Origin of the sequence: Streptomyces filamentosus (assembly GCF_014654895.1) — a bacterium.
GTDB classification, from domain to species: Bacteria; Actinomycetota; Actinomycetes; order Streptomycetales; family Streptomycetaceae; genus Streptomyces; species Streptomyces filamentosus.
This window is the reverse complement of record NZ_BNBE01000001.1, coordinates 3,637,306-3,659,555: the sequence shown is the minus strand read 5'-3', so window position 1 is coordinate 3,659,555 and position 22,250 is coordinate 3,637,306. Positions and strand designations below refer to the sequence as shown.

21 protein-coding genes are annotated in these 22,250 nt (G+C 74.5%); 4 read left to right on the top strand and 17 right to left on the bottom strand.

Annotation, left to right across the window (positions count from 1 at the left end; translation table 11 throughout):
• Nucleotides 1–24: 24 nt before the first annotated feature.
• The 11 genes from IE326_RS16545 to IE326_RS16495 form a co-directional block, all read right to left on the bottom strand.
• Complete coding sequence (locus IE326_RS16545; protein ID WP_150228348.1) at nt 25–804, bottom strand: HAD-IIA family hydrolase; 780 nt, start codon at nt 802–804, stop codon at nt 25–27.
• An 80-nt stretch (nt 805–884) separates the two neighbouring features.
• Nucleotides 885–2,423, bottom strand: coding sequence for an alkaline phosphatase family protein (locus IE326_RS16540; RefSeq protein WP_190041889.1), 1,539 nt, complete (start codon nt 2,421–2,423; stop codon nt 885–887).
• A 132-nt stretch (nt 2,424–2,555) separates the two neighbouring features.
• Nucleotides 2,556–3,614, bottom strand: coding sequence for a 2-aminoethylphosphonate ABC transporter substrate-binding protein (locus IE326_RS16535; protein ID WP_150228350.1), 1,059 nt, complete (start codon nt 3,612–3,614; stop codon nt 2,556–2,558).
• Nucleotides 3,615–3,629: 15 nt separating this feature from the next.
• Nucleotides 3,630–4,427, bottom strand: coding sequence for an ABC transporter permease (locus IE326_RS16530; RefSeq protein ID WP_150228351.1), 798 nt, complete (start codon nt 4,425–4,427; stop codon nt 3,630–3,632).
• Nucleotides 4,414–5,274, bottom strand: a complete 861-nt coding sequence (locus IE326_RS16525) for a 2-aminoethylphosphonate ABC transporter permease subunit (RefSeq protein ID WP_190041888.1) — start codon at nt 5,272–5,274, stop codon at nt 4,414–4,416. The genes IE326_RS16530 and IE326_RS16525 overlap by 14 nt, the downstream gene beginning before the upstream one ends.
• Nucleotides 5,267–6,319 carry an ABC transporter ATP-binding protein gene (locus IE326_RS16520; RefSeq protein ID WP_190041887.1) on the bottom strand — a complete coding sequence of 351 codons (1,053 nt, stop codon included), beginning with the start codon at nt 6,317–6,319 and terminating at the stop codon, nt 5,267–5,269. Before IE326_RS16520 ends, IE326_RS16525 begins: the two co-directional genes overlap by 8 nt.
• Nucleotides 6,316–7,002 (bottom strand): phosphonatase-like hydrolase, encoded by a 687-nt coding sequence (locus tag IE326_RS16515; RefSeq protein ID WP_190041886.1) that lies wholly within the window; start codon nt 7,000–7,002, stop codon nt 6,316–6,318. The genes IE326_RS16520 and IE326_RS16515 overlap by 4 nt, the downstream gene beginning before the upstream one ends.
• Before the next feature lie 5 nt (nt 7,003–7,007).
• The gene (locus tag IE326_RS16510) at nt 7,008–8,129 is read right to left on the bottom strand and encodes a TIGR03364 family FAD-dependent oxidoreductase (RefSeq protein ID WP_190041885.1); all 1,122 of its coding nucleotides are present in this window, start codon (nt 8,127–8,129) and stop codon (nt 7,008–7,010) included.
• A 136-nt stretch (nt 8,130–8,265) separates the two neighbouring features.
• Complete coding sequence (locus tag IE326_RS16505; protein ID WP_150228356.1) at nt 8,266–9,033, bottom strand: GntR family transcriptional regulator; 768 nt, start codon at nt 9,031–9,033, stop codon at nt 8,266–8,268.
• 247 nt (nt 9,034–9,280) lie between these two features.
• The gene (locus tag IE326_RS16500; protein ID WP_190041884.1) at nt 9,281–10,297 is read right to left on the bottom strand and encodes a hypothetical protein; all 1,017 of its coding nucleotides are present in this window, start codon (nt 10,295–10,297) and stop codon (nt 9,281–9,283) included.
• 119 nt (nt 10,298–10,416) lie between these two features.
• On the bottom strand, nt 10,417–11,796 hold the full coding sequence (locus IE326_RS16495; RefSeq protein WP_229915363.1) for an ROK family transcriptional regulator: 1,380 nt from the start codon (nt 11,794–11,796) through the stop codon (nt 10,417–10,419).
• A gap of 65 nt (nt 11,797–11,861) precedes the next feature.
• Here IE326_RS16495 and IE326_RS16490 point away from each other — a divergent pair, with 65 nt between their 5' ends.
• Nucleotides 11,862–13,013, top strand: a complete 1,152-nt coding sequence (locus IE326_RS16490; protein WP_150228357.1) for a Gfo/Idh/MocA family oxidoreductase — start codon at nt 11,862–11,864, stop codon at nt 13,011–13,013.
• Here the strand turns inward: IE326_RS16490 and IE326_RS16485 are convergent.
• From IE326_RS16485 to IE326_RS16465, 5 genes are all read right to left on the bottom strand, one after another.
• Nucleotides 12,976–14,574: a choice-of-anchor A family protein gene (locus IE326_RS16485; protein WP_190041883.1), complete on the bottom strand. Its 1,599-nt coding sequence runs from the start codon at nt 14,572–14,574 to the stop codon at nt 12,976–12,978. The two genes, IE326_RS16490 and IE326_RS16485, sit on opposite strands and share 38 nt — an antisense overlap.
• Nucleotides 14,575–14,728: 154 nt before the next feature.
• Nucleotides 14,729–15,598, bottom strand: a complete 870-nt coding sequence (locus IE326_RS16480; RefSeq protein WP_150228359.1) for a fumarylacetoacetate hydrolase family protein — start codon at nt 15,596–15,598, stop codon at nt 14,729–14,731.
• A 103-nt stretch (nt 15,599–15,701) separates the two neighbouring features.
• Entirely contained in the window at nt 15,702–16,478 is a 777-nt protein-coding gene (gene yidC / locus IE326_RS16475) for a membrane protein insertase YidC (RefSeq protein ID WP_229915477.1), read from the bottom strand.
• A 233-nt stretch (nt 16,479–16,711) separates the two neighbouring features.
• The gene (locus IE326_RS16470; protein WP_373310205.1) at nt 16,712–17,047 is read right to left on the bottom strand and encodes a DUF6412 domain-containing protein; all 336 of its coding nucleotides are present in this window, start codon (nt 17,045–17,047) and stop codon (nt 16,712–16,714) included.
• A 129-nt stretch (nt 17,048–17,176) separates the two neighbouring features.
• A complete protein-coding gene (locus IE326_RS16465; protein WP_190041881.1) occupies nt 17,177–17,710 on the bottom strand; it encodes a winged helix-turn-helix transcriptional regulator in 534 nt (177 codons plus the stop codon).
• Between the two features lie 112 nt (nt 17,711–17,822).
• Between IE326_RS16465 and IE326_RS16460 the strand changes: the two genes are divergently transcribed.
• Nucleotides 17,823–19,268 (top strand): MFS transporter, encoded by a 1,446-nt coding sequence (locus IE326_RS16460; protein ID WP_190041880.1) that lies wholly within the window; start codon nt 17,823–17,825, stop codon nt 19,266–19,268.
• Here IE326_RS16460 and IE326_RS16455 read toward each other — a convergent pair.
• Nucleotides 19,240–20,094, bottom strand: coding sequence for a class E sortase (locus tag IE326_RS16455; protein ID WP_190041879.1), 855 nt, complete (start codon nt 20,092–20,094; stop codon nt 19,240–19,242). The two genes, IE326_RS16460 and IE326_RS16455, sit on opposite strands and share 29 nt — an antisense overlap.
• Nucleotides 20,095–20,157: 63 nt before the next feature.
• Between IE326_RS16455 and IE326_RS16450 the strand changes: the two genes are divergently transcribed.
• Both IE326_RS16450 and IE326_RS16445 read left to right on the top strand, forming a co-directional pair.
• Nucleotides 20,158–21,180, top strand: a complete 1,023-nt coding sequence (locus tag IE326_RS16450; protein WP_190041878.1) for an SEC-C domain-containing protein — start codon at nt 20,158–20,160, stop codon at nt 21,178–21,180.
• A gap of 107 nt (nt 21,181–21,287) precedes the next feature.
• The gene (locus tag IE326_RS16445; RefSeq protein WP_190041877.1) at nt 21,288–22,247 is read left to right on the top strand and encodes a NaeI family type II restriction endonuclease; all 960 of its coding nucleotides are present in this window, start codon (nt 21,288–21,290) and stop codon (nt 22,245–22,247) included.
• Nucleotides 22,248–22,250 lie beyond the last annotated feature (3 nt).

Here is a 22,250-nt window from a genome sequence, read left to right as displayed (position 1 = left end):
CGCAGGGGCGGCGGCCCGGGCGGGTCAGATCCGGTCGACGAGGTCCGCGATCGACTTCACGACCTTGGAGGGGCGGAACGGGAAGCGGTCGATCTCCCGCTCGGTGGTCAGGCCGGTGAGGACGAGGAAGGTCTGCATGCCCGCCTCCAGCCCGGCCAGGATGTCGGTGTCCATCCGGTCGCCGATCATCGCGCTGGACTCGGAGTGGGCGCCGATCGCGTTGAGCCCGGTGCGCATCATCAGCGGGTTGGGCTTGCCCGCGAAGTACGGGTCCTTGCCGGTGGCCTTGGTGATGAGGGCGGCGACGGAGCCGGTGGCGGGCAGCGGGCCCTCCAGGGAGGGGCCGGTCTCGTCGGGGTTGGTGCAGATGAAGCGGGCGCCGTTGTTGATGAGCCGGACGGCCTTGGTCATCGCCTCGAAGGAGTACGTCCGGGTCTCTCCGAGGACCACGTAGTCGGGGTCGTGGTCGGTGAGGACGTAGCCGATGTCGTGGAGGGCGGTGGTGAGGCCCGCCTCGCCGATGACGTACGCGGTGCCGCCGGGGCGCTGGTCGTCGAGGAACTTCGCGGTGGCGAGCGCCGAGGTCCAGATGTTCTCCACGGGCACGTCGAGGCCCATGCGGAGGAGGCGGGCGTGCAGGTCGCGCGCGGTGTAGATCGAGTTGTTGGTGAGGACCAGGAAGGGCTTCCCGGTCTCCCGCAGCTTCCTGATGAACGCCTCGGCGCCGGGGATCGGGACGCCCTCGTGGATGAGGACGCCGTCCATGTCGGTGAGCCAGGATTCGATCGGCTTGCGCTCTGCCATGGGTGCGGGACTCCTGCCGTACAAGTCGTGCGTGTGCTGGGGGCGACGCGACAGCGCTGTGGCGACGCCCCCAGCGTAGGTCAGGAAGTGGTCACGGTGACCCCGTCGATCGTCCAGTACCAGTTGTTGGAGCCGGTGTAGCGGAAGCGGAAGCTGACGTTCGAGGCGCCGGCGGGGACCGCGACGGAGAGGGACTGGGGCTGGGAGATCACGTCGGAGGTGTAGCTCTTGACGAGGGTCGGGGTGCCGCCGTTGAAGGAGGCGAGCACCTGGGCCGTCTGGGAGCCCTCCTGGCGGTAGAGGGTGGTGAATCCGAGGGTGACGCGGGCGGCGCCGGCGACCGCGTACGCCGGGGTGACGAGGGTCGTGTCGTACGCGCCGGAGGAGGACTTGTCCGCCCACTCGTCGGAGTCGGCGACGGCGAAGACGCCCCGGGCGCGGACGTTGAGCTCGCGCCACTGGTCGCGCTGGGAGCGGGACCAGAACTCGTCGGTGGCGAAGGACCAGCCGCGCCATTCGGCGACGCCTCCGGTGCCCATGGCGTTGTCGACGACGGACCAGCCGCTCGGCGGGGTGTGGGTGAAGCCGAGGACGCCGGCGGGGATGCCGGTCTCGTCGACCCGGCCGCCCAGCGAGCCGTACAGGGCGTCGAAGGGGTCGGTGGAGCGGTCCTGGATCGGCTTGCCGTCGAGGCCCCAGGACGGGTCGGGGACGATGCCGAGCTGGCGGAAGACGGTGGGGGCGACGTCGACGAGCCGGGTGTCGACGGGGCGGGCGCCGGCGGCGATGCCGGGGCCCTGCGCGAGGACGAAGGTGCGGCGCTCCTCGACGCTGGAGCCGCCGTGGCCGCCGGCGTCGGTGTGGCCGTGGTCGGTGGTGACGATGATGGTCCAGCGTTCGGCGGCGCGGGTGGGGCGGGCCTCGATCGCGCCGAGGAGGCGGCCGAGCTGCCCGTCCTGGACGGCGATGGCGTCGAGGTACTTCTGGCTGGCGGCCCCGTGGTTGTGGCCGATCTCGTCGGTCTCGCCGAAGTAGACGAAGAGGACGTCGGGGTTCTGGTCGCGCAGGACCTGCTCGGTGAGGTCGGTGATGAGGGCGTCGTTGACGACGTAGTCGTTGTCGTAGACGAGCTTCGCGTCGGCGCCGGGGGTGACCGTGCCGTGGGTGTCGAGCTCGGGCCAGTCGACGGCGGCGAAGAGCGAGAGGCCGGGGCGGACCTGGTTCAGCCGGGCGAGGAAGCCGGGGTACTTGGCGTAGTTCTTGCCGGTGAAGGTGTTGTCCTTGACGCCGTGCTTGTCGGGCCAGACGCCGGTGGAGATCGTCGACCAGCCGGGGCCGGAGGAGGTGGCGGCCATCGGGTCGGCGTAGAGCAGGGAGCGGCCGTAGGTGCCCTTCGCCATCAGGGACTTGAGGACGGGGGCGTTCGCGGCGTCGATGCGGTCGTGGCGCAGGCCGTCCATGCCGACGACGAGGACCTTGTCGGCGCTGGTGCCGTTCGGGAGCGTCGGAGGGGTCGCCGCGAGGGCGGCGGGGGCGGTGGCGAGTCCGGCGGCGGCGAGGGCGGTGCCGGCGCCCGCGGCGGCGAGCACGGTACGTCGGGAGATGCCGGGGAGCGGCATGTCGGAGCCTCCACGAGAGGGGGAAAGGGGGCGGTTGCGCACAGCGACGCCCCTGGTTTCCCAGGGGCGTCGGTCCGTACCCGTTATCTTTCCGCTATCTGCGGAGGGGGTCGAGGGACGTGCGGTGAACTCTCAGCTGCCGGTGGCGGACTTCCACGCGTCCACGTAGGACGACAGGTTCTCGTCGATGTCGGCCCAGTCCGGCTCGAAGATCTCGACGCCCTCGATCAGTTTCGCCAGCTCGATGGCGTTGGCGTCGGTGGCCTTGACGTCCTTGCGGGCGGGGAAGCCTCCGCCGACGGCGCTGACCTCGCGCTGGGCGCCCTCGCTCAGCATGAAGTCGAGGAGCTTCCTGCCGTTCTCGGCGTGCGGGGCCTCGTCGACGAGGCCGGCCGCGTAGGGCAGGGCGAAGGTGGTGGGCTTGCCGCCCTCCTTGGCGGGGAACCAGATGGCGAGGTTCGGCATGGACTTGGCCTGGGCGAAGTTCATCTGCACGTCGCCGTTGGCGACGAGGAGTTCGCCCTTGTCGACCTTGGGGGCGAGCTTGGAGGTGGAGGAGGACGGGCCGACGTTGTTGGCCTGGAGCTTCTTCAGGTACTCCAGGGCGGGCGCCTGGCCGCCGAAGTCGTGCATGGCCTTGATGAGGACGGCGGTGCCGTCGCCGGCGACGCCGGGGGTGGAGTACTGGAGCCTGTCCTCGTACTTCTCGTCGAGGAGGGCCTCCCAGGTGCCGGGGGAGGCGGGCAGCTCCTTCTTGTTGTGGATGAAGCCGAAGTAGTTGTTGACGACGGAGGTCCAGGAGCCGTCGGCGGCCTTGTCCGCACCGTCGACCTGGTCGGCGCCCTTCGGCGCGTACTTCTGGAGGAGGCCCTTGGAACCGGCCTGCTGGATGAAGGGCGGGAGGGTGACGATCACGTCGGCCTGCGTGTTGGACTTCTCGCGGAGGGCCCGCTGGACCATCTCCCCGGAGCCGCCCTCCACGTACTTCACCTTGATGCCGGTCTCCTTCTCGAAGTCGGCGAAGACCTTGTCGTACCAGCCGTCGCCCTTCTCGCCCTTGAGGCCGTCGGCGCTGTAGACGGTGACGACCTTCTCGTCGGAGGCGGCGGAGGAGCCGCCGCAGGCGGTGAGGGAGGCGGCGAGGACGAGGGCGCCGGTGACGGCGGCGACCGGCTTGGCGTGCGTAAGCATGACGTCGTTCTTCTCCTAGCGGTACGAGGCTCGGGTGCGGATGCGGGAGACGGCGAGCAGGACCAGCAGGGTCGTGGCCATGAGGACCACGGCGAGCGCCGATCCGGTGAAGAGGGACCCGCGGTCGGTGGCGGTGAAGACCAGCACCGGCAGCGGCATCCAGTCCGGCGGGTAGAGCATCATCGTGGCGCTCAGCTCCCCCATGGACAGGGCGAAGCAGAGCCCGGCGGCGGCGCCCAGGGAGGGCAGCAGCAGGGGCAGCCTCACCCGGAGCAGGACGTACGAGGGGCGGGCGCCGAGTCCGGCCGCCGCCTGCTCGTACACCGGGTCGAGGCGGCGGACCGCCGCCGAGACCGACTGGTGGGCGAAGGCCGTGACCAGGACCGTGTGGGCCAGGATCACGATCCAGCGGGTGCCGTTGAGGAGCAGCGGCGGCCGGGAGAAGGCCACCAGGACGGCGAGGCCGACCACCACCGACGGCACGGCGAGCGGCAGCACGAAGAGCGCGTCCAGGATCCGGCGGCCCCGGCCGCGCAGCGAGGCGGCGGTGAGGGCGGCCCAGGTGCCGAGGGTGAGGGCGAGGAGGCTGGCGGCGGCCGCGGTGACGAGGCTGGTCGTCAGGGCCTGGAGGGACTCGCCGCGGACGGCCGCCGTGTAGTGCTCGGCGGTCGGTCCGGACGGGAAGGCGCCGGACCAGTGGGTGGAGAAGGACGCGGCGACGATGACGAGGAGGGGGACGGCGAAGAGCGGCACGAAGAGGACCGCGAAGGCGAGCCAGGACGCCCACCGTCCGCCGCGGCTATGCACCAGCACGACGGCTCACCACCCGGTAGACGGCGTAGAGGCCCACGGAGATCGCGACGTTGACGACGGCGACGACGCAGGCCGCGGCGTAGTCGGATTCGAGGATGGCCTTGGAGTAGACGAGCATCGGGAGGGTCGTGACGCCCTTGGCGCCGGTGAAGAGGACGATCCCGAACTCGTTGAGGCACATGACGAGGACGAGGCTGCCGCCGGCCGCGAGCGCGGGCAGCGCCTCGGGGAGGATCACCCGCCGCACGATCCGCGCGGGCCGGGCGCCCAGGGAGGACGCGGCCTCCAGCTGCGCGGTGTCCAGCTGGGAGAAGGCGGCGAGCAGCGGCCGCATCACGAAGGGCGTGAAGTAGGTGATCTCGGCGAGGAGCACGCCCCACGGGGTGGTGAGGAAGTGGAAGGGTCCCTCGGCGGCGCCGGTGGCGCCCGTCCACAGCCCGTTGGCCATGCCGACCGTGCCGTACACGAAGAGCAGGGCGAGGGTGATGAGGAAGGACGGGAAGGAGAGGAAGACGTCGATGAAGCGGGAGACCGCCCTCGCCCCGGGGAAGGGCACGAAGGCGACGACCAGCGCGAGGGCGAAGCCGAGGACGAGGCAGCCGACGGTGGCGCCGGCGGCGAGCCACACGGTGGTGACGAGCGCGTCCCGGAAGGACGCGGAGGCGAGGACGTCGGCGTACGCGCCGGGCGCCAGCGACTCCTGGACGACGAGGCCCAGCGGGTAGAGGAAGACGAACCCGAGGACGGCGACGGGCGGCAGGGCCCAGACCCAGGTGGGGACGGTACGGCTCCGGGGGCGGCGGGCCGCCGCGGCCACGGGCGGCGCGGTGGCCCCGGCGCTAGCCATCGTTCACCCCCGCCGCCAGCAGCACCGCGTCCTCCGGCGCGAAGTGCAGGGTGATCTCCTGGCCCAGCGGCGGCGTGTCCCGCAGCTCGCGGACGTCCGCCTTGACCCGGTGGCCGCCGACGTCGACGTACAGCCGGTGGGTGGCGCCCCGCCACTGGACCTCGGAGATCCGGCCGCGCAGGGCGTTGGGGCCGTCGCCGAGGCCGACGAGGTGGGGCCGTACGCAGAGGGTGGCGGCGGCGCCGGGGGCCGCGCCGTCGACCGGGACCTTCAGGGCGGTGCCGGCGAAGTCGACGCCGTCGGCGGCGACCCGGACGGGCAGCAGGTTGGCGTTGCCGACGAAGGAGGCGGTGAACTCGGTGCGGGGCCGCCGGTAGAGCTCCTGCGGGGTGCCGCAGTCCTGGAGCCGCGCCTTGTCCATGACGGCGATCCGGTCGGCGAGGGTGAGCGCCTCGACCTGGTCGTGGGTGACGTACAGGAGGGAGACGTCGGGGAGTTCGCGGTGCAGCCGGGCGAGTTCGGCGAGCATCCCGGAGCGGAGCTGGGCGTCGAGCGCGGAGAGCGGCTCGTCGAGGAGGAGGACGTCGGGGCGGATGGCGAGGGCGCGGGCGATGGCGACGCGCTGCTGCTGGCCGCCGGACAGCTCGCGGGGGTGGCGCTTCGCGTAGGCGCCCATCCCGGTCATCTCCAGGGCCTCGGCGACCCGGCCGGGGACCTCGGCCCTGGGGTGCTTGCGGGCCTTGAGCCCGAAGGCCACGTTCTCGTCGACGCGCATGTGCGGGAAGAGGGCGTACTGCTGGACGACCATGCCGATGCCCCGCTTGTACGGCGGGAGGTCGGTGACGTCCCGCTCGCCGATGTGCACGCGGCCGGCGGAGGGCTGGACGAAGCCGGCGACGGCCCGCAGGGCGGTGGTCTTGCCGGATCCGGAGGGGCCGAGGAGCGCCATCACCTCGCCGGGGCCGACGGTGAGGGTGAGCGCGTCGAGGACGGTGGTGTCCCCGTACCGGACGGTGACCCCGTCGAAGCGGATGCCGCTGGTCACGACTCGTACTCCCGTATCGCCGCCGGGAGTCCGGCGATCGAGGGGAGGACGTGGGTGGCGCCGTGCTCCTTGAGCGCGGCCTCGCCGTGGGCGCCGGTGAGGACTCCGGCGACGAGCCCGGCACCGGAGCGGACCCCGGTGAGCATGTCGTACGAGGTGTCGCCGGCGACGGCGATCCCGCGCACGTCGTCGACGGCCCCGGTGCGCAGGAGGGCGGCGAGGACCATGTCCGGGTACGGGCGGCCGCGGCCGCCGGCGTCGGCCGGGCAGAGGGTGAGGTCGGCGAGGTCCCGCCAGCCGAGGGCGTCGAGGACGGCGTCCTGGGTGACGCGGGCGAAGCCGGTGGTGAGGACGACGGTGCGGCCCTGGGCGCGGAGTTCCGCGACGGTCTCGGCGGCGCCGGGGACCGGGGCGATCAGGCCCTCGGAGACCAGCTCGCCGTACGCCTCCTCGAAGGCCGTGTTGGCCTGCCGGGCGCGGGTCTCGTCGCCGCCGAGGAGGTGGCGGAAGACGGAGATCTTGGACTCGCCCATGGTGGCGCGGACGTGGTCGATCATCGTGGCCGGGTCCTCGCCGAGGCGTTCGGCGGCGGCCGTGAAGGCGCGCTCGACGAGGCCGTCGTCGGCGACGGTGGTGCCGGCCATGTCGAGGACGACGAGGCCGAGGGTGTTCTGCGTGGTCATGTGTGTCACCAGCCCAGTTCGTTCGCGGTCTGCTCGGCGATGGCGGGCGAGCAGGTCATGCCCCGGCCGCCGGGTCCGGTCACGAGCCAGACCCCGTCCCGCACCCGCTGGCGGTGGACGACCCGGGTGGTGTCCGTGCACTGCGCGTACACGCCGGCCCAGCGGCGGCGGATCGCGGGCAGCGGGCGGCCGAGCAGGGACTCGACGACGCGGACGAGGTGCTCGTAGGGGTCCTCGACGGTGTCGAAGGCGAAGGGGTGCTCGTACTCGTGGGTGTCGCCGATGGTCAGTCCGCCGTCGAGGCGCTGCACCATGAGCAGCTGCATCTTGTGTGCGGCGGCCGTGGGGTCCTGTGCCTGGCCGGCGTCGAGCGCGTCGAGCGCGCCGGAGGCGTAGGCCGGGTAGTAGCGGAAGGAGTCGGCGTCGGCGACGGAGGTCGTCAGCGGCTCGCCGAGCGGGGCGGTCTGCATCATCTGGAGGCGGACGCGGCGGACCGGTACCGGCCCCGCGACCTCGCGGACGAGGCCGGAGAGCCAGGCGCCGGTGCACAGGACGACGGCGTCGCCGCTGTGCAGGTCGCCGTGGTCGTCGCGGACGGCGTGCTCGCCGACGACCTCGCGGACCTCGCGGTTCGGGAGGAAGGTGTAGCGGCCGGTGGCGAGGAGCGCCTCGCGCAGGGCGAGCTGGGCGGTGCGGGGTTCGACGGCGGCGTCCCGCTCGCACCACAGGGCGGCGTCGAACGCTCCGCGCAGGGCCGGGTTGACCGCGCGGGCCTCCTCGGGGGTGAGCAGCTCGTAGCCGCGCGCGGCGGCGTCGTCGCGGGCGACGGCGGCCTCGGCGACGGCCAGCTCCAGCGCGCCCCGGACGGGGGTGAGGGAGCCGATGGCCCGGAAGCCGAGGCCGGGGACGCGGGCGCCGATGCCCTCCCAGAGCTCGCGGGCGCGCAGGGCGGTGTCGAGTTCCTCGCCGCCCGCGCGTCCGCTGACCCAGATCTGGCCGAAGTTCCTCAGGGAGGCTCCGCGCGCCTCGGCCTCGCGCTCGATGTGTACGACCTCGTGGCCGCGTTCCACTGCCTGCCAGGCGTGCATGGTGCCCACCACGCCGGCTCCTACGACGATCACCTTCATGCCGTCCACGCTCGGGGCGGCGGGTGTCCCGGGCGGGTCGGCGGGGCGACGGAACGGTGAACGGCCCGACAAGCTTGGACCAGACCCGTTACCTTTCCGTTATCGAACCAAGGGGGTGAAACGGGCCCTTTCCGGATCAGTCCTGGCGGCCGAGGTGGGTGGTGAAGCTGAAGCGGTCGCCCCGGTAGAGGGTCCTGACCCGCTCCAGGGGCCGCCCCTCCTCGTCCCGGGAGAGCCGGTGCAGCAGCAGCATCGGCAGGGCGGGCGGGGTGCCGATGAGCAGCGCCTCGCGGGGGGTGGCGAGGACGGTCTCGATGCGCTCGTCGGCGTCGCCGAAGGAGATCCCGAGCCGCTCGCGGAGGTAGCCGTAGAAGGAGGAGTCCGGGTCGAAGTCGCGGTCGAGGCCGGGGACGCGGGCCTCGGAGACGTACGTGCTCTCCAGGCCGACCCGCTCGTCGTCGGCGAGCAGCACCCGCTCCATGTGCCAGACCGGCTCGCCGGGCCGCACGCCGACCTCGGGGGCGAGCGCGTCGGTGCAGGGGAAGCGGTCGAGGGAGACGATGCTGCGGCCCGGGCGGCGGCCCTGGCGGCGGACGCCCTCGGTGTAGCTGGCGAGGGAGAGGGGCTGTTCGAGCTTGGGCCCGGCGACGACCGTGCCCCGCCCCCGCCGGCGCAGCCTGCCCTCCAGGAGGAGTTCGCGCAGGGCCTGCCGGACGGTCTCGCGGGACACCTCGTAGCGGACGGCGAGGTCCCGCTCGGTGGGCAGCGCGCCGCCCTCCCCCAACTCGTCGACGAGGACCGCGAGTCGCGCCTTCACGGCGTAGTACTTGGGCACCCTGCCGTGCTCCGGGACGCCGGAGCGGACGGGGGCGCCGGGGGCGCTCGGGACGTGGTGCTGGTTCATCCGGGGATCGTCGCAGACGGGGGTGAACGGGAGGGTGTACGGAGGGTGACCCGCGGGTTCGGCGGGTCGGGGCGCGCGGGTCCGGGGGGCGTGCGGGTCGGGGGGCGCGGGTCGGGGGCGTGCGGGTGGGGGCGCTCGGGCCAGGCGGCGTGGGACGGGGGGCGGGTCGGGAGCGCGTGGGTGAGGGGCGTGTGGGTCGGGGCGTACGGATCGGGGGCGTGCGGGTCGGGGGCGTACGGATCGGGGGTCAGGCGCCGCGCAGGCGGCGGCCGGAGCGGGCGAGGAGGGCTCCGGCCAGGACGAGGGCCGCCGCCCAGGGGGCCAGGAGGGCGGCCGCCTCCCTTCCGGTGCGGGCCAGTTCGGGGCGGTGGGGGACGGGAGGGTGAGCGGAAGGGGGGCGGGGGGCGGGGGCGGTGTCGGCTGGGGGCGGCGCGGTGGGGGTGCCCCGCGGAGGCGTCGCGGGGGCGGCCGGGGTGGTCCTCGGAGGGGTGGCGGGGGCGGTCGGCGGAGGCGCGGTGCCGGAGAGGGCGGGGGGCGTGGCGAGGGGGCGGGACGCGTCGGGATCGGGGGCGGCGCCGGGGTCGGCGTCGGGGTCGGGCGGGCCGATCGTCAGACGGTAGTCGCCGGACCGGCCGACCCAGTCGCCGTCCGCGCCCCGGCGCTGGACGAGCGCGGCGTTGACGACGACCTCGTCGGGCACGGCGTCCGCCCGGAAGGCCAGCCGGACGGGGACGGTGACGGTCCGCCGGGCGGGGACGGCGAAACCGGCGAAGTCGTCGGGGTCCGCGGCACCGGAGGGGCCCTCGGTGCCGGAGGGGCCGTCGGGGCCCTCGGTGCCGGAGGGGCCGTCGGGGCCCTCGGTGCCGGTGAACGCGCCGACGTTCTCGGCCTCCTCGGTCGCCTCGAAGGCGACCGGGCGCCAGCGGACGGACCCCGCGTCCCAGAACTCCAGGCGGATCTGCTCGGGCCGCAGGGCCCGTTCCCCGTCGGTGAGGACGAGCACCGGATGCACCCCGGCGCAGGGGGCGCCGGTGGTGTTCCGCACCTCCAGCTCCCAGGAGGCGAAGGGTCCCCCGGCGGGGTACTCGGCGGGGCCGGAGCGGATCCGGGTGGCGAGCGGGAAGCCGGGGGCGGAGGCGTCGCCGCAGACGGGCGCCGGGGCGACCGCTGCCGCCGCGGGGGTCGCGGAGAGGACGGCGGACAGGGTGACGGCCGCGGCGGCGAGGAGGGGAGCTCCGCGCGAGGACCGGAGGGCGGGTGCCATGTACGGGTGCCTTTGCTGCTCGCGGACGTACCGGGCGCCCGCGACGCTGCCACACCCGCCGGCCGGGAACGGGCGGCGACACCGGCCGGGAACCCGGCCGGCCCGCCGAATCCGCCCGATCAGCGTATGGTCCGACCTTCCGATGAACGGTCACGGCCGGATTCCGGGGCCGGTGCCGGGGCGGAATCCGGGGCGGGCTTCAGGGTCGGCTCCGGGCCGGAGGCGGGGTGGGGCTCGGGGTGGGACTCGGGTGTCGGGCCCGGCGCGGGCTTCCGGGCCGGGGCCGGGTCCGGGGCCGGCTCCCGGTCCGGGTCCAGGCCGAAGACCGGGGCCAGGACGAGCTGGGCGGCGCCGAGGGCGACGGCGTGCGGGGCGTCCGCCACCTCGACGGGGGCCGGGAGGCGGAGTCCGGCGAGGACGGCGGCCGTGCCGTCCGCGAAGACGCCGGGCGCGGCCAGCACCGTCCGGCCGCCGAGCAGGACCCGGTCGATGTCGAGGAGCCGCACCAGGTTGGCCGCGCCGGTGCCGAGGATCCGCGCGGCCTCCGCCAGGTCCCCGCGGACCACCGCCGCGAGGCAGAGGACCTCCAGGCAGCCGCGCGCCCCGCAGGCGCACGGGGGCCCGTCGAGCTGGACGGTCTGGTGGCCGAGCTCGCCCGCCCCGGTCCGCTCGCCGCGCAGCGGGGCGCCGCCGACGACGAGGCCCGCGCCGAGGCCCGTACCGAGGTGGACGTAGGCGAAGGAGCGGGGGGCGCCGGGCCGGACGGCGAGGCCGAGGGCTGCGGCGTTGGTGTCCTTGTCGAGCGCGACGGGCAGCCCGAGCCGCGCGGCCAGCACGTCCCGCACCGGGAACCCGTCCCACATCGCCGCCCCCGTCACCCGGCCCGCCACCCCGCGCCGGTGGTCGAGGGGTCCGGGCATGGCGAGCCCGGCCCCGAGCACCCTCGCCGGGCCCTTGCCGACCGGGTTCTCGTCGTCCGGTCCCTTGCCGTCCGTGCCCTCGCCGTCCGTGCCCTCGCCGTCCGTGCCCTCGCCGACCGGTCCCTCACCGTCCGGGCCCTCGCCGGCCGGGGCGGTCGCGGCCAGCAGCGCCCGTACCTCCTCCGCCGTGGTGGCGAGGACCCGCTCCGGGCCGTCCGTGAGGGTCAGGGGGCGGTGGCGGAGGGCCACCGGGGCGCCGGTGAGGTCCGTGAGGGCGAGGGTCAGGGCGTCGCGGTCGAGGTGGATCCCGAGGGCGTGCGCGGCTGCGGGGACCAGGCGGAGCACCGTACGGGGCTTGCCGCCGGTCGAGGCGCGGCGGCCCGCCTCCGCGGCCAGGCCCTCGGCGCGCAGCCGGGCGGTGATCTTGCTGACGGCCTGGGGGGTGAGGCCGGTGCGCCCGGCGAGTTCCAGGCGGCTGATGCCCGCCTCGCCGGCCGTGCGCAGCAGGTCGAGCACGAGGGCCGCGTTGTGGCCGCGCAGGGCCGCCAGGTTCGCGCCGCCGCCCGGGTCTCTCGTCATCACCGTCACCGGCCCATTCTCCCCCTTGCTTGCACTTCGGCAACAGCGTTGCTTAAGTGGCTTTCATGACCACCACCCCCCACTCCCCCGGTTTCCCCCACTCCCCGGACTCCCCCCACGCCCGCCCCCTCCGCGTCGGGCTCGTCGGCTACGGCCTCGCGGGGTCCGTCTTCCACGCCCCGCTGATCGCCGCCACGCCCGGCCTGGAGCTCTCCGCCGTCACCACCGGCAACGCGGAACGCGCCGCCGAGGCCCGCGACGGGTACCCGGGCGTCCGGGTGCTCGAACGGCCCGAGGAGCTGTGGGCCGACGGCGCGGAGCCGCTGGACCTGATCGTCGTCGCCTCCCCCAACAAGACGCACGTGCCGATCGCGCGGGCCGCCCTGGAGGCCGGGCTGCCCGTCGTCGTGGACAAGCCGCTCGCCCCGACCGCCGCCGAGGCGCGCGGCCTCGCGGAGCTCGCCGAGGAGCGGGGCCTGCTGCTGTCCGTCTTCCAGAACCGGCGCTGGGACAGCGACTTCCTCACCCTGCGCCGCCTCCTGGAGGAGGACGAGCTGGGCGAGGTGCAGCGGTTCGAGTCGCGCTTCGAGCGGTGGCGGCCGCGTCCGAAGGGCGGCTGGCGCGAGTCCGGCGCCCCGGAGGAGATCGGCGGGCTGCTCTACGACCTCGGCAGCCACGTCGTGGACCAGGCGCTCGTCCTCTTCGGCCCGGTCGTCTCCGTCTACGCCGAGTCGGACGTGCGGCGGCCGGGCGCGGAGGCCGACGACGACACCTTCCTCGCCCTCACGCACGCGAACGGCGTCCGCTCCCACCTGTACGTGAGCGCGACCGCCGCCCAGCTGGGGCCGCGCTTCCGGGTGCTGGGCCGGCGCGCCGGCTTCGTGACGTACGGCCTCGACCCGCAGGAGGCGGCGCTCCGCGAGGGGCTGCGGCCCGGCCCCGGCGCGGTCTGGGGCGTGGAGCCCGAGGCGCTGTGGGGCCGGGTCGGTTCCGGGGAGTCCCCGCTGACCGGCGGCGGCACGCCGGTCGAGTCGGTGCCCGGGGACTACCCGGCGTACTACGCGGCCGTCGCCGCCGCCCTGCGCGGCACCGGGCCGAACCCGGTCACCGCGTGGGAGGCGGCCGCCGCCCTGGACGTCCTGGAGGCGGCCCGGAGGTCCGCCCGCGAGGGCGTCACGGTCACGCTGCCCCGCCCGAGCGGCGGCGCCGCCGGCTGACGGCGACGAGGACGCCGCCGCCGAGGGCGAGGCCGGCCGCCGTCACGCCCATGACGACCTTCCCGGTGCCCGCGCCGGTCTCGGGGAGGTGGCCGCCGCCGTCCGGGCCGTGGTTCCCGCCGCTGCCGTGGCCGCCGCCGGTGCTGCCGCCGTCGCCGTAACCGCCGTCGTCGCCGTACCCCCCGTCGGAGCCGCCGCCGTCCGTCAGGCCACCGTCCGTCAGACCGCCGTCAGCGGAGTCGGTGGGGCTCGGCGTGGGCTCGGTCGGGGTGGGGGTGGTCTCCGTGGGCGTCGGCTCGGTGGGCGTCGGCTCCGTGGGGGTCGGCGTGGTCTCGGTCGGCGTCGGCTCGGTGGGGGTGGGGGTGGTCTCCGTGGGCGTCGGCTCGGTCGGGGTGGGGGTGGTCTCCGTGGGCGTCGGCTCGGTCGGGGTGGGCTCGGTGGGGGTCGGCGTGGTGTCGGTCGGCGTCGGCGTGGTGGGCGTCGGGTCCTCGTCGCAGGACGGCAGGTCGCCGTTGAAGGGGTAGTTGTGGATCTCCTGGCCGCCGCCCCCGCCCGGCTCTGAGGCGTGGGTCAGGTTGCCGGTGGTGAAGAACCGGCCGTTCATGCCCGGCATGGTGATGGTGGTGGTGCTCGCCTGGTTGCCGACGAGGACGCTGCCCGCGAACTGCGCGGTGCCCTCGAACTTCACCCGGGTCGCGTCGGGGAAGTTCCACAGCAGCCGGTCGCGGAGCCCCGGCAGCCCGGCGATGTAGGTGTCGATGGTCCGCTCGGCGCCGAGGACGTTGACGAGGACGGTCGCGTTCGCCGGGATGCCGTTGAACGTGATGCCCTGTTGCCCGCCGCTCGGCGACTCCAGGTCGAAGTCGACGTTGAAGACCTGGAGCGCGGAGGTGCCGTCGCCGGTGAACACCGTCTCGCTGCCGTTGTTGACGGCGGTCCCGGTGGCGGTGCGGGAGGCCCCGTCCACGTACGCGTAGCACTGGCTCGCGGAGGTGAGCTCGTCGCGCAGTCCGGCGTACGGGGCGGCGGCGCCGGCGTCCTTGACCGGGTCGGGGACGACGGTGCCGGTGACGGTGCCCGCGTACTTCGTCTTGCCGGTGACGCTGCCCTCCTCGGTGAGGAGGCGCTGCTCGGGGGCGACCGTGATGTTCTTGCCCACCGTGAGGAAGTCCGTGCCGTTGTCGGGCACGACGCGCGAACCGACGCCCGCGACGCCCACGTTGTAGACCGCCGAGACGCCCTCGCGCTTGTTCTGGTCGAAGCTGCCGAGGACGACGACCTTGCCCTCGGCCTCTGCGGCGGCCTCACGGACGAGGAAGTCGCCGCCGACGAAGACGTTGACGGCGTTGTCGCGCCAGACGACGTCGCCGTTGTTGATGTCGGGGTACGCGGGCGGGCAGTTGCCCGGCTTGCACGGGCCGAGGCCGCCGGGCAGCGGGTCGGCGGCTCCGGTGACGGCGAGCCCCCCGACGAGGGCACCGGCGGCGAGGACCGCCGTGGCGGCGGAGAGGGCGAGCCGCGCCCTGCGGTCGGAGGTGCGTGCGCTCTTCACAGGTTCCATACGCGGCAATATGCAGAAATAAGGTACGAAAACGCGGCATCACACGCGGAGCGCCGCGATAATCAGACCGACGTCACCTGCCGGGGCTGGGTGCGGGGCCGGGTACGGGCCGCCCCCGCCCCCGCCCCGGCCTGGTCCGGCTCCGCGCGGGGTGTCAGGCGCTCTTCAGTTCCTGCCGCTGGCGGCCCAGGCCCTCGATCTCCAGCTCGACGACGTCGCCGGGGCGGAGGTACGGCTTGGGGTCGGGCTGCCCCATGGCGACGCCGGCGGGCGTGCCGGTGTTGATCACGTCGCCGGGGTAGAGGGTCATGAAGCGGCTGACGTACCGGACGACCTCGGCGACCGGGAAGATCTGGTCGGAGGTGTTCCCCTCCTGCTTCAGCTCGCCGTTCACCCACAGGCGCAGGGTGAGGTCCTGCGGGTCGGGCACCTCGTCGGCGGTGACCAGCCAGGGGCCGAGCGGATTGAAGGTCTCGCAGTTCTTGCCCTTGTCCCAGGTGCCGCCGCGCTCGATCTGGAACTCTCGCTCGGAGACGTCGTGCGCGAGCGCGTACCCGGCGACGTGCGCCAGGGCCTCCTCGTCGGTCTCCAGGTAGCGGGCGGTCCGGCCGATGACGATCGCCAGCTCGACCTCCCAGTCCGTCTTCACCGAGCCGCGCGGCACGAGCACCGTGTCGTCCGGGCCGACGACGGTGTCGGCGGCCTTGAGGAAGACGACGGGCTCGGCCGGGGTGGCCTGCCCGGTCTCGGCGGCGTGGCCGTGGTAGTTCAGCCCGATGCACACGACCTTGCCGATCCGGCCGACCGGCGGGCCGACCCGCAGCCCGGTGGCGTCGCCGGAGCCGCCGTACGCGGGCAGCACGCCGGCCTCGGCGGCGGCGCGGATCCGGTCGAGCGTGGCGGTGTCGGAGAGCAGACCTCCGTCGACGTCGTCCGTGAAGGAGGACAGGTCGCGGAGGGTGCCGTCCCCGTCGAGGAGGGCGGGACGCTCGGCGCCCGGCGGGCCGACTCGCAGCAGCTTCATGGTCTTCTCCCTGTGGTCGAGGTGGGCCCGGGGGAGGCCCTTCGGTGCCCCGGCCGATGGAGTGCGGCCATCGGAGGATCGTCCGATCCTCCAAGACTCCCGTTCAGCCCGCAAGACCCCGTTCAGCCAGCGGACCCTTACGCGTGAGTAGGGTCCGCTCGACGACGGCCCAGGTGGTGCTGGTCGCGAGGTAGAGCCCGACCGCGAGCGGGACGAAGGCGACGGTCACGACGGTGCCGAAGGAGAGCAGCGGCAGGACCGAGGCCGTGAACCGCGCACCGGGCAGCGGAGGCTGGGCCCCGGAGGTCTTGGCCTTGGGGGTCTTGGCCTTGGAGGGCTTGGCTTTGGAGGCATTGGCTCCGGGGGTCTTGGTCCCGGAGGTGTTGGCCCCGGCGGTCTGCCGCTGTCCGGCGAGCTGCCGCCGGGTCTGCCGGTACTGGTACGCGGCGACGGCGGCGGTCAGCGCGAAGAGGGCGGCGTACACCAGCCCGGCCGCCCCGAAGGGCCCGCCGTCGGCGAGGGCCCCGGCCCACCGCCCGTCCAGCGGGGCGCCGAGGAGGCCGTGCCCGGCCATCCGGTCGCCGGAGGAGAAGAGCGAGTACAGCAGGAGGAAGGCCGGCACCTGGAGCAGGCCGGGCAGCAGCCCGGCGAGCGGCGAGACCTTCTCCTCGGCGTGCAGGTCCAGGAGGGCCCGCTGGAACCGCTCCGGCCGGTTCCCGTACCGCTCGCGGAGCGCGGCGACCCGGGGCGCGAGCCGGGCGCGGGCCTCCTGCCCCCGGACGGCGGCGCGGGAGAGGGGGTGGACGGCGAGCCGGACGAGGGCGGTGAGCAGGACGACGGCGGCGGCGGTCGCACCCCCGGCGAAGAGCGGTTCGAGCACCCCGGCGAGCTCCCCGACGAACGCGGAGAACGCGTCGAGGACGGAGGGCGGGAACGGCGAGAAGGCGAGGGGAGCGGAGGGGGAGACGAGCGGGGAGACAGGCGGGGGGACGGCCAGGGAAGCGGACAGGGACAGGGACAAGGGAACCCTCCGGGGTTCGTCGTGCCGGGGATGGGAGGTCTCGGCATGACGGACCGCGCGAGGGCGTCCTCGCGCACGGTGGCGCGGGACCCCTACGCGGCCGCCGGGAGGGGCCGGCCGGGCGCCCGGGGCCTGCGGCGCCCCGCGGCGTCGGGGTCGCGCTGCGGGAGGAAGGCCGTGCGGCGGGCCCGGTCGCGCAGCGCGGTGCGTATGAGCGCGGGCGGCACGGCCGGGGACGTACGGGCACCGACGAGGGCGCGGACGACGGAGGCGGCGGCCACGGCGACCGCCGCACCGACCGCCGCGCCGACGAACCCGTCGGGCCCTCCGGCGAGGAGCGCCCCGGCGAACGAGAACGCGAGGGCCAGGAGCACCGCCAGCAGGGCGACGAGGGGCGCGAATCGGCGCAGGACCAGACTCCCGCTCATCACGCCCCCCGTTCCCCGTACTTCACTGTCCGTCGAGTAGGACGAACAGCCGTACGGAAGGGTTCCCGGCGCCGCTGCGGAGTCACTTCCGGGCCGCTGCGAAGTCGCCACGGAGTCTCTTCCGGGCCTCTACGGAGTCGCTTCGGGGTCCAGCGGGACGAGGAGCCGGCGGGGCCGGAGGAGGGCGCGGGCGACGGGGTCGGCGGGGTCGGGGTCGAGTCCGGCGCCCGGCCGCATCTCGACGTCGGCGGGCGGCACGGGCACGCCGCAGGCGGGGCACTCGCCGTTCGTGGCGAGTTCGGTGCCGCAGACGATGTGGTGGAAGTGGCGCATGGGGGTGGTGCCGGGGAGTTCGTCCCTCCCCCAGGCACCGAGGGCGCGCAGCACCGGCCAGAGGGCGAGGCCGCGGTCGGTGAGGACGTACTCGTCCCGGGGCGGCGCGTCCTGGTACCGGCGCCGGTCGAGGACCCCGACGTCGACGAGGGCCTGGAGGCGGGCGGCGAGGACGGCCCGGGGGGCGCCCAGGTGGGAGAGGAAGTCGCTGTAGCGGCGGACGCCGTAGAAGGCGTCGCGGACGACGAGGAGCGTCCACCGCTCGCCGACCACTTCGAGGGCGCGGGCGATGGAGCACTGCTGCTGGACGTAGTCCTTGCCGAGGGCCATGCCGACCAGCGTACCGAAAACAGGGGTTCATTGAACGAACCGAGCGGGTAGAGTGCTGGTTCATTGACCGAACCGACCCAACGGACCGATCAGCGATCGGGTGGAGGTCCCCGTGCGCGCTGCCCACTCCCCGTCCTCATCCTCGTCCCCACCCCCGTCCCCGGAAGCCCCCGGCGAGGGCACCCCCGCCCCCTCCCGGCCCGTCCTCGCCGTGACGGCCACCGCCACCGCCGTCGCCCTCATGAACTACACGGCGCCGATGTTGACCCTCCCGGCGATGGCGGACGCCTTCGGCACCCCGTCCTCGGCGCAGGCGTGGCTGCTCAACGGCACCCCGCTCGGCCTCGCCGTCCTGCTCCTGGTGGCGGGCGCGCTGGCCGACGCGCACGGCCGGCGCCGGGTCTTCCTACTGGGCACGCTGGCGCTGGGCGTGACGACGGCGCTCGGCGCCCTCGCGGACTCGACCGCCCTCTTCACGGCGGCGCGGATCGCGCAGGGCGCGGCGAGCGCGGCGGTCCTCGCCGGCAGCCTGGGCCTGCTGGCCGACGCGTACCCCTCGGGCCGCGACCGGATCCGGGCCACCGGGATCTGGGGCGCCGCCGTGAGCGGCGGCATCGCCCTGGGCCCGCTGCTGGCGGGCCTGATCGGCCTGCTGGACTGGCGCCTGGCGTACGGCGCGCTGGGCGCCGCGGCGGTGGTGACGGCGGCGGTGGGCGCCCGCAGGCTGGCTCCCCCGCGACCCCGGCCCGGGGACGCGACCCCCCGGCCCGGGGACGCGCCCCCCCGCCCCGGACCCGCGGCTCCCCGCCCCGACCTGGCGGGCGCGACGGCGCTCGCGCTGGCGCTGGGGGCGCTGCTCACGGCCCTGACCCTGGGCCGGGACGGCTGGCTGCGCCCGGCGGTCGGCGCGCTGCTCCTCGCGGCGGCGGCCCTCACCGCCCTCTTCCTCCTGGTGGAGCGCCGCGCGGCGGACCCGATGATCGACCTGGGGCTGCTGCGGAGGCCGGCGTTCCGGGCGTCGGTGCTGGGGGCGCTGTTCACGGGCCTGGCGGTGATCGGCCTGTTCAGCGTGCTCCCGGCGCTGCTCCAGCGCGGGGCGGGCCTGGCGCCGCTGAGCACGGCCTGGCTGTTCCTCCTCTGGTCGGGGACGGCGTTCGTGGTGGCGCTCCAGGCCCGCCGGCTCGCGGGCAGGCTCTCCGCCCCGTACCAACTGGCCCTCGGCTTCGCCCTGTCGGCGGTCGGCGTCCTGCTCCTCCTCGGCACCCTCGGCTCCCCCGGCCTGCCCTGGCCGCGCCTGATCGCCGGCCTGCTGGTGGCGGGCGCGGGCAGCGGCCTGCTGAACGCGGCGCTGCCCCGGCTCGCGGTCGACTCCGTGCCGCCGGAGCGGGCGGCGATGGGCTCGGGCGCGAACAACACGGCCCGCTACATCGGTTCGGCGGCGGGCGTCGCCCTGGCCCTCGCCCTGACGGCGGCCGGCCCGGACGCGCCGCTGCTGGCCTCGGCGGGCCTGGCGGCGGCGGGCGCCGTCCTCAGCGTCGCAGGGTCGCCCAGACGATGAGCCGGTAGCGGGAGGTGAACTCGGGCGTGCAGGTGGTCAGGGTGAGGTAGGACCCGGCCTCGGAGTACCCGTACGACGGCTTGACCACCGACCGGGGCACGGGCCGGATGACGCCGGTGTCGCGCGGCGAGGTGACCGGCAGGATCTGGTCGACGAGGTAGGTGTACGTGCCCTCCCGCGTCCGCAGCGTGATCTCGTCGCCCTTCCGGAGCCGGTTGACGTACCGGAAGGGCTCGCCGTGCGTGTTCCGGTGCCCGGCGAGCGCGACGTTCCCCTGCCGGCCGGGCACGGCGGTGCCGGGGTAGTGCCCCACGTACCCCTTGTCGAGCACCTTGCTCTTGGAGATCCCCTGCGCGACGGGCACGGTCAGCCCGATGCGGGGGATCCGGAGCACGGCGAACGCCTCGCCGGAGGGGGGCCGGGAGCCGGCCGGAACCGGCGACCGCCCCGGCGGGGCCCCGGAGCCCGAGGAGCCGGAGCCGGAGTCGGAATCGGGGCCGGCCTCGGGATCGACCGTGGGCGTGCCGGCGGAACTCCCGGCGGCCGGACCCCCCGCGGTCGCTCCCCCGGGCTCCGGGGCGGGAGGAACGCCCTCCCCGCTCCCCCGCCCCCTCTCCCACTCCCGCTCCAGCACCCGCACCTGCTCGCCCGCCTCGGCGCGGGCCTGCCGATTGGTCCACCACAGCTGGTGGACGACGAGGAGGAGGATGAGAACGCCGCAGGTGACGACGGTCTCGGCGGCGCCCCAGAGCACACGGGCGAGCCCACGGCGCCCCGGGCGCGCCTGGACCACGACCGGCACCCGCTCCCGTCCCCTGTCCCGCACGCCCGGCACGATAAGCGCTGCGGCACCAACTCTCCAGGGCCGTACAGCAGTACGGTGAAGGACATGCGCCCTGACACTCCTGCCGCCCACACCGCCGAAGCCGACCGTCTGCTGCGCACCGCCGCGCAGTACCCCGGAGACCGGGAGCCGCTGCTGCTCCGGGCCGCGGCCCACCTGGAGCTCGCGGACGACCGGCCGGGCGCGACGGCCCTCTACGACGACCTGCTGTCCGGGGACCCCGCCGACCCGCACCTGATCCGCGCCCTCAAGGCGTCGAACCTGTGGGAGTACGGGCACGAGGCCGAGGCGAGGGCCATCATCGACGGCGTCCGCCGCGCCCGCCCGGCGGACGCGGCCCCCTGGGAGATCGCCGCGGAGACGCTGGAGGCCCACGACGAACTGGAGGCGGCGGAAGCCACCCTCACCGAGGCGGCCGGCCTGCTGGCGACGGGCCCGGAGGAACTCCCCCACGCCACCGTCTCCCTCCTGGTCACCCGCCACCGCGTCCGCCGCATGCTGGCGAGGGACCACGACGCGTGGGACACCCTCGCGGACCGCCTCCACACCGCCACGATCCCCCTGGACGAACTCCACGACCCGAAGCGCCTGTGGTCCCTCGGCTCCTCCGACCCCACCGAACTCCAGGCCGAGATCGCCCGCCTCCGCTCCGAACTGGGCACCTACCGAACGGCCCTCTCCCGCCCCTTCCCGGTGGCGGTCCTCCACTGGCCCGAGCCCGAGCTCACGGAACTCCTCGCCTCCTACCCGGAGCTGGAGACGGAGTACCCCACCTACCGCGCCCACCTGACGGACATCGAGGCCTCCCTCCGCGAACTCGCCGCCGCCGGCACCCCCAACCTCGGCATCGTCCGCGCCACCGTCCCCTCCTACGAAGCCTTCGCCGCCTCCGAAGCCACCCACCCCTCCCAGGCCCCCCTCCTCCCCCAATACGCCACCACCCTCGCCGCCCGCTCCCGAGCCCTCCCCTGGCCCCCTCTCCGCACGGAGGCGTGCTGGTGCGGCTCGGAGCGGGCTTATGGGGAGTGCCACGGGGCGGATGGCGAAAAAAACCTGTCCGGTAAGTGACGGACCCGGGCGAGAGCATTTGACGCCGCACCCGATGCCACGAGGAAACTCGCAGCAGCAGGAGCGCCCTCGCCGCAGCCCGTTCCACCTACAGACAGGACCTTTCGTTGCTTCCTCTCGACGTCTCTGCAGCTATAAACATCCAGACGCAGAATTTGCTGGCCAGCGACCCCGGCCTCGCCGTGGTGTGGCACCACCTCCGCGGCCTGGACTCCGCGGAGCGGCGTTTCGCACGCACGCTCCGCGACACGATCGACCAGCTGCTGAATGGCGAGGACACGGGACGCTACGACTGGAACTCCCTCTACAAAACGGAAAAAACGCATGCCGGCACGCTGGTCGAGATCAAGCTCCAGCGTGAGTTCGGCTTCGGTGACGGTGCCGAAATGGACTATCGCATCGCCGGCATCGACGTGGACTGCAAGTACTCCCAGCAGTTCGGCGGCTGGATGATCCCGCCGGAAGCCCAGGGGCACCTCTGTCTGCTCGTCTGGGCGAACGACGAGCAGAGCCGGTGGAGCGCAGGCGTTTTCCGGGTCCGGGACGAATGGCTGAACAAGGGCAACAACCGTGATCTGAAACTGACGGTGAAGGCACAGCACCGCGACAAGATCGCGTGGCTCTGGCGGGATGCGGAGCTGCCCGAGAACGTGCTGCTGCACATGGATGCCGACGACCGTGCGGCGGTTTTCCTCTCGCGGTCCGGGCAGGCCCGCCTCAACGAACTCTTCCGCCGGGTACAGGACCGCAGGATCGGCCGGAACGTGATCCGCACGGTGGCTCAGCAGAAGGACTACATGAAGCGGGTCCGGGGCAACGGCGGTTCCCGCTCCGCGCTGCGCAAGGAGGGGTTCCTCATCATGGGCGAATACGAGAGCCATCGCCGGATCGCCGCCAAGCTGGGGGTGCCCGTGCCGCTGGACGGTGAGTTCGTGAGTACGCGCGTCACGGAGGTGGGCCCTGGAGACCCAAGGCGCAGCGTGCTGCTGGATGACCGCCTCTGGGCTCGCGCGCGGCCCGGAGAGACTCCGGCGCCCGGTCCGTCGCTGCCCTCGCACACGGGGTGACAC